General features: G+C 58.0%; 9 protein-coding genes. 1 reads left to right on the top strand and 8 read right to left on the bottom strand.

The window, feature by feature from the left end; genetic code table 11:
• Positions 1–5 precede the first annotated feature (5 nt).
• Positions 6–209 (bottom strand): p-hydroxybenzoic acid efflux pump operon protein AaeX, encoded by a 204-nt coding sequence (gene aaeX / locus RZ35_RS14610; RefSeq protein ID WP_026743988.1) that lies wholly within the window; start codon positions 207–209, stop codon positions 6–8.
• Between the two features lie 315 nt (positions 210–524).
• Between aaeX and aaeR the strand changes: the two genes are divergently transcribed.
• The gene (aaeR, locus tag RZ35_RS14605; protein ID WP_026743987.1) at positions 525–1,463 is read left to right on the top strand and encodes an HTH-type transcriptional activator AaeR; all 939 of its coding nucleotides are present in this window, start codon (positions 525–527) and stop codon (positions 1,461–1,463) included.
• Between the two features lie 36 nt (positions 1,464–1,499).
• On the opposite strand, the gene tldD is transcribed toward aaeR, so the two are convergent.
• The 7 genes from tldD to mreB all read right to left on the bottom strand — a co-directional run bounded on the left by tldD (position 1,500) and on the right by mreB (position 11,638).
• Positions 1,500–2,945: a metalloprotease TldD gene (tldD, locus tag RZ35_RS14600; RefSeq protein ID WP_026743986.1), complete on the bottom strand. Its 1,446-nt coding sequence runs from the start codon at positions 2,943–2,945 to the stop codon at positions 1,500–1,502.
• 46 nt (positions 2,946–2,991) lie between these two features.
• Entirely contained in the window at positions 2,992–6,819 is a 3,828-nt protein-coding gene (gene yhdP / locus RZ35_RS14595) for an AsmA2 domain-containing protein YhdP (protein WP_026743985.1), read from the bottom strand.
• A 117-nt stretch (positions 6,820–6,936) separates the two neighbouring features.
• Entirely contained in the window at positions 6,937–8,406 is a 1,470-nt protein-coding gene (gene rng / locus RZ35_RS14590) for a ribonuclease G (RefSeq protein ID WP_026743984.1), read from the bottom strand.
• The gene (locus tag RZ35_RS14585) at positions 8,396–8,989 is read right to left on the bottom strand and encodes a Maf family protein (RefSeq protein WP_026743983.1); all 594 of its coding nucleotides are present in this window, start codon (positions 8,987–8,989) and stop codon (positions 8,396–8,398) included. The genes rng and RZ35_RS14585 overlap by 11 nt, the downstream gene beginning before the upstream one ends.
• Positions 8,990–8,998: 9 nt before the next feature.
• Positions 8,999–9,487, bottom strand: a complete 489-nt coding sequence (mreD, locus tag RZ35_RS14580; protein ID WP_026743982.1) for a rod shape-determining protein MreD — start codon at positions 9,485–9,487, stop codon at positions 8,999–9,001.
• A complete protein-coding gene (gene mreC, locus RZ35_RS14575; protein WP_026743981.1) occupies positions 9,484–10,488 on the bottom strand; it encodes a rod shape-determining protein MreC in 1,005 nt (334 codons plus the stop codon). The genes mreD and mreC overlap by 4 nt, the downstream gene beginning before the upstream one ends.
• Before the next feature lie 106 nt (positions 10,489–10,594).
• Positions 10,595–11,638 (bottom strand): rod shape-determining protein MreB, encoded by a 1,044-nt coding sequence (gene mreB / locus RZ35_RS14570; protein ID WP_003855260.1) that lies wholly within the window; start codon positions 11,636–11,638, stop codon positions 10,595–10,597.
• Positions 11,639–11,946: the final 308 nt, after the last annotated feature.

Below are 11,946 nucleotides of genomic sequence, written 5' to 3'. Positions count from 1 at the left end.
CGACCTCAAAGACCGAAACGGAAAAGCAGATAAAACAGACAGCAGAACAACGCGGTGTTGAACAGCGCAGGATGCCAGACGATATCGTAGATCCCGGTCGGCTGCAGCAGACGGAGACAAATATAAAACAGCGCCAGCGAGACCAGCAGGACAAAAAATACCGGCGGGAACGACAGGCCGAACAGAACCATGACCGGAAGCGAATTCATCTTTTTCTTATCTCTCACTCTGATGCGTAATACGCCCTGTAAGCAGCATAGCAAATAACCAAAAAAAACCTCCGCCCGCAGCCATTGACTGCGGGCGAGGGGAAGACACAGCAAGACTGATAACAATAATGAAGAACACACATAACGAATGATCGGTATGATGAAGCGGTTACTTTTTCATTCATTGAGGTAACAAAGGCAGGAATCCGGCGAGGAGAACACCGCGCTTCCTGTTTAGACACGCCTTATTATGGATGTTTATTATGACCTTATCTACCCAGCGTGATCTAAATCACTTTTAAGCCAGGCTTAATAATGGAACGATTAAAAAGCATGACCGTCTTCGCCAAAGTGGTGGAGTTCGGTTCATTTACCGCCGCCGCCCGGCAGTTGAAAATGAGCGTCTCCGCCGTCAGCCAAACGGTAACCAAGCTGGAAAATGCGTTGCAGGTGAAGCTGCTGAACCGCAGTACGCGCAGCATCGGGCTGACCGAGGCGGGAAAAATCTATTACCACGGCTGCCGTCGCATGTTGGTCGAAGCGCATGAAGTTCACGATCAGCTGTATGCGTTTACCAACACGCCGATCGGTACGCTGCGTATCGGCAGCACCTCGACCATGGCTCAAAACGTCCTGGCGACGATGACGGCGGAAATGCTGAAGGAGTATCCGGGGCTGTCCGTCAATCTGGTCAGCGGCATCCCCGCGCCGGACTTGATCGCCGACGGTCTGGACATCGTGATTCGCGTAGGGGCGCTGCAGGACTCCAGTCTGTTTTCCACCCGTCTGGGTTCGATGCCGATGGTGGTCTGCGCCGCCAAAAGCTACCTGACGCAGAACGGCGCGCCAGAGAAACTGTCTGACATCGACAACTTTTCCTGGTTGGAATACAGCGTGCGGCCCGACAGCGAATTCGAGCTGATCTCGCCGGAAGGGTTGACGACGCGTCTGAAGCCGCAGGGGCGTTTCGTCACCAATGATTCCCAGACGCTAATCCGCTGGCTCAAGCACGGCGCGGGCATTTCGCATGTGCCGTTGATGTGGGTCCTTGAGGAGATTAAACGCGGTGAGGTGGAGATTCTGTTTTCCCACTACCATTCCGATCCGCGGCCGGTCTATGCGTTATACACGCGCAAGGATCATCTGCCGTTGAAGGTGCAGGTGTGCATTAATTATCTGACGGAGTACTTCAAAAAGGTGGCGCTGACCTATCAAGGATATCGCCAGGAGACGCCTCCGCCGGCGGCGCCCTGACAGCACGCCGAGACGACGGAGGAGAACGGAGGGTGATTAAGCCGTGCCGCCTACCGTCAGGCTGTCCAGCTTCAACGTCGGCTGACCGACGCCGACCGGCAGACTCTGGCCTTCTTTACCGCAAACGCCGACGCCCATATCCAGCGAGAGATCGTTGCCCACCATAGAGATCTGCTGCATGGCTTCGATACCGGAACCAATCAGCGTCGCGCCTTTGACCGGCTTGGTGATGCGACCTTTTTCGATCAGATAGGCTTCCGACGTGGAAAACACGAACTTGCCGGAGGTGATGTCCACCTGACCGCCGCCGAAGTTCGGCGCATACAGGCCGTAGTCGACGCTGGCGATAATTTCTTCCGGCGTGGATTTCCCGTCCAGCATGTAAGTGTTGGTCATGCGCGGCATCGGCAGATGCGCATAGGACTCACGGCGACCGTTGCCGGTCGGCGCGACGCCCATCAGGCGGGCGTTGAGCTTGTCCTGCATGTAACCTTTCAATACNCCGTTCTCGATCAGCACGTTGTACTGACCCGGAACGCCCTCATCGTCCATCGCCAGCGAGCCGCGACGGCCTTCCATCGTGCCGTCATCCACCACGGTACAGAGTTCAGATGCCACCAGATTGCCTATCTGGCCGCTGAATACGGAGGTACCGCGACGATTGAAGTCGCCTTCCAGACCGTGACCGACCGCTTCATGCAGCAGCACGCCCGGCCAGCCCGCGCCCAGCACGACGGGCATCGACCCCGCAGGGGCCGCGACGGCGGAAAGGTTGATTAGCGCCATACGTACGGCTTCTTTCGCCCAGGCTTCCGCCCGCGCTTCGCCGTCCACAGACTGCCAGAAATAGTCGTAACCGGTACGCGCGCCGCCGCCGCTGGAGCCACGTTCACGCTTGCCGTCCTGTTCCACCAGTACGCTGACGGACAGGCGCACCAGCGGACGGATATCCGCCGCCAGCGTGCCATCGGTTGCCGCCNCCAGCNCCAGCTCATACACACCGGTCAGGCTGGCGCTGACTTCCTGCACGCGGGCGTCTTCCCCACGCGCGGTGGCGTCCACGCGTTGCAACAGGGCGATTTTCTCTTCCCGCGTCAGGCTATCTAGCGGGTTCTGGCTCGGATACAGCGCGCGATGCGCCGACTCGCCAAGAGCATGCACGCGTCCGTCGCCCTGTTCTCTTACAATACTGCGGGCCGCCTGAGCGCTTTGTTGCAGGGCGTTCAAGGTAATTTGGTCGGCGTAGGCGAACCCCGTTTTTTCGCCGCTGACGGCCCGGATCCCCACGCCCTGATCGATATGGTAGGACCCGTCTTTGATGATGCGATCTTCCAATACCCAAGACTCATGGTAGCTGGATTGGAAATAGAGATCGGCATAGTCCAGACGACGCGCATTCAGCGTCTCCAGAATGGCGTTTAAATCGTTTAGGCTCAGCTTGTTGGCTGTGAGNAATTGCTCACTGACTAACGTCAGACTCATAGGATGTCACTCTTAATGTCAAGGTAATCAGATAAACATACCGCCCTTACTGGCCGGATGTCGCCGCGCGGGCTTTCTGCTTTTCGCGCAGAACTTCCTGAATCTTCGGTTGATCCACACTACCGGAAATATGGTAACGAATCAGGGAAAATTTATTCCACAGCGGCGCCAGCACTTTGCTGGCGGCAAATACCGCCGCGCCGACGACGGGATTGACCACAAAAGCCGCGGCCACCCCGACCGTACCGGACAGCTCCGGCGCGATCGTGGCTTCCATGTTGATCTGCCGCTTCACCAGATCGACATCGCCGCTCATCGCGATGTCCGCCTCCAGCCCGTCGACCAACAGATTATCGGTATGCAGCACGCCGGACTTAATCCAGGCGGAGCTGCGGATGCTGTCGAAATAGAAGCCTTTGTTAAAGGTATCGTTGAAGTCGAACTGCAATTTGCGCAGCAGCGCATCGAAGCTGATGAGGCGCAGCAGTTGCCCGGCCGACCCGCTGCTCGCGCTGGTGATTTCCCCTTTGCCAAGATGCGTCTGCAGGATACCGCTAAGCGTGGGCACGTCCGGAGACCACGGCTCGCCATGCCAGTAAAGATCATAATCGATGTTGAATGACTCACCCCGCAGCGGCGTGGCAATGCCCAGCCACTCGGCGCTCTCCGTCAGGCTATCGCCGGACAGCACGCCTTTCAGCGAAGTGCGGCTTCCCCCCTCGGCCTGCTGCCAGCTGCCGTCGATCGTCAAACGCGCCTTGCCGTCATCCACCAGCCCGTGGCGGATCGAAATTTTGTTTCTCTCAGGCACCAACAGAGCCTGAATCCGGCCCAGATTTTGTCCCATCGCCCAACATTCGGTGCAGTTCACCTGTAGCGTAGGCCACCCGGCAAAAGTTTCGTTGGTGATGGTAAAGGGCGCGGAAGCTTTGCCCGACGTCTGGGAAGCCGCGCTCCCGGACCATTGAGGGTTGTAGTAAAGATAGCGCACGTCGCTCCGCCACACGCCGGTACGCGGGATTTCCAGGCGTCCGTCGATCTCGCGGCCGCGCGCCGTCACCGCGGTGCCGCCCGCAGTGGAATACGCGCTCAGCGCCAGATCGCGCCATTGCTGGCCCGCCAGCGTCAACTGCGGCGTCGTCACGGTGACGCGCGCCGGGAGCGAAAGTCCGCCGCCTCCCGACCCCAGGCCGGACTTCGCGCCGGACAGCAGCCCCAGCCAGCGTTCGCCGTCAAGCTCCGGGAGATGCAGCGTGATGCCGTCCTCGCCGGTCAGAGCCGGCATATTTTTACCGCCGTTCTGCCAGACAGCCTGTGCCAACACGACCGACTGTTTCTTCAGCAGCCAACGGCTGTTAAATCGCTGACTTTTCGCCAACACGCCCTGTACCGTAAAGCCGCGCAGATCGCCTTTAGCGCTCAGCTGGACCGGGAGCGCTTTGCCTGCGGCCTTGTCGAGCGGAGAAGGTAAGTGACTGCTTACTTCTTTCAGGTCGGCCTGGGCGTTGATATCGTAGGTGACGCCGCCCTTGTGCGGCAGCGTCACGCCCACTTGTGTTTTCCACGTCGCGTTGCCGCCCAACGCACTCACGACGTCGGCAGGTAAGCCCGGCAGCCGCGCCGGTTGTACGCTCCCCAGCAGATCCACATTGACCTGAAACGCGTTTTCCTGCTCTTCCGTGGTGAAACTGGCGGTCAGCGGCTGGCCGAATACGCTGGCCTGCAACGGCTCGCTCTTCAAATTACCGTTGTCGTAACTGAAGCGACCGTTGAGCTGGCGCAGCGTGACGCCTAGCGGTTTGATGAACAGGCTATTGTCATTCATCGTGACCTCGCCGCTCGCCCGTACCTGCTTACCGTTCAGCGGGATAGACAAATGCAGCGTGCTGGCCACGTTACCGCCGATCTGCAATTGTTGCAGCGTCGTTCCCAGCGTGGATTTCAGCGGCGTCTGCATGAAGTAATCACTCACATCTTTGCCACTGCCGTTCAGGTCGCCATTTATCAGCAGCAGCTCCTGCTGAAAGTTGGGGATCGCGGCATCGATGTTCCGGCCTTTAACATTGCCGAGCCGCGCCTGCGGCGCATTCATCCACAGCCCGTTATTCAGGAAATTGAGCGTGATATTTTCACTGTCCAATGCGGGCCAGCCGGGCTGAAAGCCGAACTTGGCGTTTTTCAGCGGCACCCACACCTGAAACTGTCCATCATGATGCGCAAAGGGAAAGTGCGATGGGTTGCCGGAAAATATCAGGGTGCCGTTGTCTACCGAGCCGCCCTGCACCGCCTGACTGAGGTAATTGACCAGACTTTTTCCCATAAAATGTTCGGGATAATAACGCCACGCCTCCGCCCCATCGCTTAAACGCAGCCCGGCGAGAATATTCAGCTGCGGCTCACCCTGCGCGGGATGATGGTAGTCAAAATCGCCGTTGGCCCAGAGCGATTTGGCCTGGACGTCCAACCCCTTCGACCATAGCGTCCACCCTTGGTCGTCGCTCCGCCAATACAGGTTCCCTTCCACCTTCGCCATTTCCAGCGGCGCGCGGAACATGCCTGGATAAGGCAACGTGCTTTGTTTCAGTTGAAGATGCACCTGACCGCTTCCCACGCTTCCGCTCACCGTACCGGAAAAATGGTCAACGCCCGGTAGCATCTGCCAGGGCTGCCAGCTGACATCTTGCCAACCCACCTGAAAGCGACTGTCCTGCGGCGTCGCCAGCGGAATATCCAGCGCCAGCGTGGTCAGTTGGCCTTTTGGCTGCAACGCCTGCCAGCGTGTTTTCAGCTCTGGCATCGCGGAAGAGAGCAAGGGCAATAGCGGCGTAAAACGCTCCAGCGCCAAACTGCCGCTGCGAACTCGCAGTTCGCCCTGTAGCGCCTCGCCATCGACCGGCTTATCGGCAGGAAGCCNCAGCGCGGAGACGGCCGCCTGAGGCCAGTCCTGCCCGTCCGTCGCAACATTCAATGTTGGGATGGTCAACTGCCAGCCGCTATCCTGTCGACTAGCCTGCAGCATCATACTGTCGACGCTGATGCGATGGGTCTCTTTGCCGTCGCGCCAGCCCGCCGTCCCTTTATTCAGCAGAATGTCGCCCCCGGCGATCTCGCCGTTACGCACATGCAGCCAGGTCGCCAGACTAAAGTCCGCATTCTCCAGACCGGTATTCCTTCGCAACCAGCGGCTCAGCCAGGGCTTCATGTCGATATCATCGGCTTGCAGATAAAGTGTGCCGTCATTCAGCCATCCCTGATCGTCCTGCAAATCCATGCGCATCTGCACCACGCCATGCTGTCCGTTAAAACTCGACAGGCTGATTTGCCCCTCGGCGCGATGGCGGTTGTGGCCATTTAGCCAGGTGAGTTGGGGAATAAATAGTTCGGCTCGCGGGCCGGAGGGCGTCAAAAAGGTGATATGGCTGTCGCGCAAATCGAAGCGGTCGAACTGCCGNAGAAACAGGTCGGCCACTTGATTTGCCTGCCAGCCGCTATCGTTATTTTTTTGCGAAAAATTGAGGGGATGTTTGATGTCCAGCTGCATCTGGTAAAAGGTCAGATCGCGGAACTGCCAGCGCAGATGAAGCAAGGATTGCCACACATCCAGCGCCAGCGTGACCCGTTCGGACTGCCAGTCAGCATCCGGATGCTGAATGCGAATATGGTTGATTTCCAGCGTGGGGCCGAACGGCTCCCAGCTGCCGTGAAGACCCGCGACCTCGATGGAAGTCCCGGAGATTGACTGCGCCCAAGCCACCAGCCTCGGCCTCAAATCGTCCAGATGCGGCATGACAAGCCTCAGTCCACTGACCCCCAGCGCAACCAGTACAATAAGGGTGGCTCCCGTAGCAAGTAAGATTCCGGGCAGTCGCCTCACGCATGTCTCCTTGTTGTCCATCACCGGCAGCGAGGCTGTCAGATATGCCGTCTCCGCACCGCGTCGACTCTGCGTTTTCCGCTATCGCCGGCCGCCGGTATTCACACGCCGTCTGTATTACATCATCACTACGTCGAACTGCTCCTGACTGTACAGGGGTTCGATCTGGACTTTGACCTGCTTCTCGACGAAGACTTCCACCTCGGCCAGAGCATGGGACTCTTCGCCTTTCAGCGCCTCGCCAACACGCGGCGAGGCGTAAACCAGGAAGCGGTCGGAATCGTAAGCATGGTGTACGCGCACTATTTCACGCAGGATTTCGTAGCAGACGGTCTCAACCGTTTTCACCGTCCCGCGACCGTGACAGGTGGGGCAGCCGCTGCACAATACGTGCTCGATACTCTCACGGGTACGCTTACGGGTCATCTCCACTAATCCTAGTTGAGAGAAACCGCTAATACTGGTTTTTACCCGATCTTTACTGAGCGCCTGCTCCAGCGAATGCAGCACGCGGCGACGATGGTCTTCGTTGCTCATATCAATAAAGTCGATGATGATGATGCCGCCCAGATTACGTAGTCGCAGCTGGCGGGCTATCGCCTGCGTCGCTTCGATATTGGTATTNAAGATGGTTTCATCCAGATTGCGATGCCCGACGAAGGCGCCGGTGTTGATATCAATCGTCGTCATCGCCTCGGTCTGATCGATGATTAAATAGCCGCCTGACTTTAGCTCCACCTTGCGATCCAGCGCGCGTTGAATCTCGTTCTCCACATCGTAGAGGTCGAAAATCGGCTGCTTACCCGCATGAAGCTCCAGCTTACTGGCCATCTCGGGGATATATTCGGAGGTGAACTCCACCAGAGAGTCGAAGGTCAGCTTAGAGTCGACGCGAATGCGATCCAACTCCGCGCCGGCGAAATCCCGCAGGATACGCTGCGCCAATGCCAGTTCGCCATACAGCTGGCAACGGGTTTTATTGCGCTTTTTACGCTCTATCACCTTGGCCCACAGGCGTTTCAGGAAAGCGGCGTCTTCCGTCAGCTCTTGCTCGCCCACGCCTTCGGCGGCGGTGCGAATGATGAATCCGCCCTGTTCGTCACAGTAGGCGGAAACGATACGTTTGAGGCGCTCACGTTCAGTTTCGCTTTCGATACGCTGGGAGACGCCGACGTGCGAGGCGCCCGGCATGAAGACCAGATAGCGCGAAGGCAGTGTGATGTCCGTCGTCAGACGCGCGCCTTTGGTGCCCAAGGGGTCCTTGACCACCTGCACCATGAGATCTTGTCCCTGACGCACTAACTCCGCAATGTCGCGGACGTGGAAGTTTTTCTGTTCGTCGCCCGCCACGCATTCGGTATGCGGCATGATGTCGGAGGCGTGCAAAAAAGCCGCCTTATCCAGACCAATATCGACAAACGCCGCCTGCATGCCGGGCAGCACGCGGCTGACCCGCCCTTTATAGATGTTGCCGACGATGCCGCGCTTGGCTTCGCGCTCGATGTGAATTTCCTGCATCGTGCCGTTGTCAATGTAAGCGACGCGCGTTTCTGAAGGTGTAATGTTTACCAGTAACTCAGCGGTCATGGGTTCCTCTTGCTGTACGCAGTTCGGCAAATCGGCTGAACAAGTCAAGGGTTTCCACCAGCGGCAGTCCCACAACAGCGTGGTAACTTCCCGCAATGGATTTTACGAAGCACCCGCCTTTGCCCTGGATACCATAGGCGCCGGCTTTATCCATGGGTTCACCGCTGGCAATGTAGCTAACGATATCCTGTTCTGAGAGCCGCCGAAAAACCACTTCGGTGACCACACGTTGACTTAATGTTTTTTCTTTATCGGCCAGTGCTATGGCCGTCATCACCTGATGCCGACGGCCGGACAGCGTCCGCAGCATCTCGGCGGCGTGCGCCTCGTCGCGTGGTTTTTCCAGCNCATCGCCTTCCAGAACCACGATGGTGTCCGCGCCGAGCACAGGGAGATCCTGCGGCGCGACGGCCACGCCCGCCGCCGCTTTATCCTGCGCAAGACGACTCACGTAGTGTTCCGGCGTTTCGCCAGGCCGTCTCTGCTCTTCCACGTCAGCCGTCAGCGTCACGAACGGGATCTCCAACATCTCCAGAAGAGTTTTACGCCGGGGAGACGATGACGCTAAATACAGTGCTGTCATGCACGACCTCTATTGTACGGTGAACTGACGGCGGATTTTCCGCATCAATAAAAACAGCCACGGCCACAACGCACCATCGACCACGCAGTTCCATAGCGCTTCCGGACGAAACGTCACGTCGTGAACCAAAAACTCTGCCCAGAAGACCAACAGATCCAACAACAGCGACAGCAGCATGACGATCAAGGCCTGCTGCCACAGCGCCATGTTGCGGAAGAGCTGGAAGCGAAACGCCACCAGATAGGCCACGATGCTCAGTCCCAACGCGCGCACGCCCAGCGTCGCTCCAAGAATCAGATCGGTGATGATCCCAAGAATGAAGCCGGTTCCCACATTTACCCGGTGCGGCAGCGCCATCACCCAGTAAATCAGGAACAACGTCAGCCAGGAGGGGCGGAACATATAGATGTCATCCGGCCACGGCATAATTTGCAGCACCAGTGCTATCAGGAACGACAGCCAGATAATCCCGTTGCCGTTGCGACGATAACGATTCATTGCTCGCCCCTCGGCGCGCGACCGCCCGCAGGAGCGCTATCCGTCGGAGAAGCCACGTTCGCCGGGGGCGCCGGCGGTCCCATCGAGTCAGGAGACGGCAGCACGTGCGGCATCATCTGCATCAGGCGTTCGTTCGCTACTCGTTGCACTTCCTGCGGAGAAATGGCGGCGTGGGCGTCGTTATCCCCTCCCCACAATAGGAGAAGATAGCGCAAACGCTGCAGTCCCGCCGTGGGATGCGCCTGGATGACCGTATAGGCACGTTGAGTGTCGACTTTCACCGAAGAAATGACGCCCACGGGATAGCCTTCGGGGAAGCGTCCCCCCAGACCGGAGGTGACCAGCACATCTCCGACACGGATATCGGTATTGTTCGGCAAATGCTCCAATTGCAAATCTTCCGTGCAGCCGTTGCCCGCGGCAATCAAGCGGATGTCATTACGCAGCACCTGGATCGGCAGTGCGTGAGAAGCATCGCAAATCAGCAACACGCGGCTGGTCAGTTGTCCGACGGCGATCACCTGTCCGACAACGCCTTTATCGCTGATGACCGGCTGGCCTTCATACACGCCGTTGACGGCGCCTTTGTCGATCACAACCTGATCGCTGTAAGGGTCGATACCGGCGGAGAGGACCTGCGTCACCATCTTGTGTTCATCCTGCCGCAACGGAGAGCCCAGCAGTTCGCGTAGCCGCGCGTTCTCCTGCTTGAGCTGTCCTTGCAGCAACAGGTCGCTGTTCTTCAATAACAGCTCCTGGCGCAGCGCCGCGTTCTCGCGCTCCAGCTGTTCCCGGGAGGTCAGCTTGGCCGAGACCTTGTCCAACGCCGCGCGCGGACCATTCGCCAGAAAATAGAACGGGCTGACGGCGGTATCCATATAAGTGCGGATTTTGACAAACGTACCGAGCCGACTGTCAGCAATAATGATGACAATGGCGGTGATGACGGTTAGAAAAAGTCGCAGTTGCAAGGAGGGACCCCTGCTAAAAATCGGCTTCATAAAATGGCGTATTCCTCGACAATGAAAAAGGGGGCAACCAGACGGGATGAACACAACAAACCTTCATCCATACGGTTTCCCCCTTCTTTATTTCTGGCAGGCCGGATTATTCTTCGCTGAACAAATCGCCGCCATGCATGTCGATCATTTCCAACGCTTTACCACCGCCACGCGCAACGCAGGTCAGCGGATCTTCCGCGACCACCACTGGAATGCCGGTCTCTTCCATCAGCAGACGGTCCAGGTTGCGCAGCAGAGCGCCACCGCCGGTCAGCACCATGCCGCGTTCGGAAATGTCGGACGCCAGCTCTGGCGGGCATTGTTCCAGTGCGACCATGACCGCACTGACGATGCCGGTCAGCGGCTCCTGCAGGGCTTCCAAAATTTCGTTGGAGTTCAGCGTGAAGCCACGCGGTACCCCTTCAGCCAGGTTACGGCCGCGCACTTCAATTTCACGGACTTCGTCGCCCGGGTAGGCGGAGCCGATTTCGTGCTTGATGCGTTCCGCCGTCGCTTCGCCGATCAGCGATCCGTAGTTACGGCGAACGTAATTGATGATGGCTTCGTCGAAGCGGTCGCCGCCAATGCGGACCGAAGAGGAGTAGACCACGCCATTCAGGGAGATCACCGCCACTTCCGTGGTACCGCCACCGATATCCACCACCATGGAGCCAGTCGCTTCAGATACCGGCAGCCCCGCGCCGATAGCCGCCGCCATAGGTTCTTCAATCAGGAACACTTCGCGCGCACCCGCACCCTGTGCGGATTCACGGATCGCGCGGCGTTCAACCTGAGTCGCACCGACCGGAACACAGACCAACACGCGCGGGCTGGGGCGCATGAAGCTGTTGCTATGCACCTGTTTGATAAAGTGCTGCAGCATTTTCTCAGTCACGAAGAAATCGGCAATCACTCCATCCTTCATTGGACGGATAGCCGCGATATTGCCCGGCGTACGGCCCAACATCTGTTTGGCGTCATGGCCTACTGCGGCAACACTTTTCGGAGAACCCGCGCGGTCCTGGCGAATCGCCACCACGGAAGGTTCGTTCAATACAATGCCCTGTCCTTTTACATAAATCAGGGTATTGGCGGTACCCAGGTCGATGGACAAGTCGTTGGAAAACATGCCACGAAATTTCTTAAACATAACTAAAGGATAATCCTGCAAGCTGGGGGCGGAAATAAATAAAATCCGCCTNCTTTACCAACCACACGCAGCAGCGACAAGGCGCGAACAGGCTCTGCTACGGTGAAAAAGACGTATGCCGCACAAATTTGGGTTAGGCACGAAACTCATGGAGGGGGGTACCCTCAGGCGGCATCTAGACTGGCCGCGCACAATCCCGAAAATTTGCGCCGACAACGGACATAAAATCTAACATTTTCGCGGTGATATCAGCAGTAACGACATGCTCTCCACGGCGCGCTCATTCTACGCTAAATCGGGCCGGACAT

Origin of the sequence: Lonsdalea quercina subsp. quercina (assembly GCF_000688655.1) — a bacterium.
Taxonomy (GTDB): Bacteria; Pseudomonadota; Gammaproteobacteria; order Enterobacterales; family Enterobacteriaceae; genus Lonsdalea; species Lonsdalea quercina.
This window is presented reverse-complemented; position numbering and strand designations above follow the sequence as displayed.

Coding starts and splice junctions, on each gene's coding strand:
- mreD (WP_026743982.1), bottom strand. CDS start 9,487: ATGAATCGTTATCGTCGCAACGGCAACGGGATTATCTGGCTGTCGTTC.
- mreB (WP_003855260.1), bottom strand. CDS start 11,638: ATGTTTAAGAAATTTCGTGGCATGTTTTCCAACGACTTGTCCATCGAC.
- aaeR (WP_026743987.1), top strand. CDS start 525: ATGGAACGATTAAAAAGCATGACCGTCTTCGCCAAAGTGGTGGAGTTC.
- mreC (WP_026743981.1), bottom strand. CDS start 10,488: ATGAAGCCGATTTTTAGCAGGGGTCCCTCCTTGCAACTGCGACTTTTT.
- aaeX (WP_026743988.1), bottom strand. CDS start 209: ATGAATTCGCTTCCGGTCATGGTTCTGTTCGGCCTGTCGTTCCCGCCG.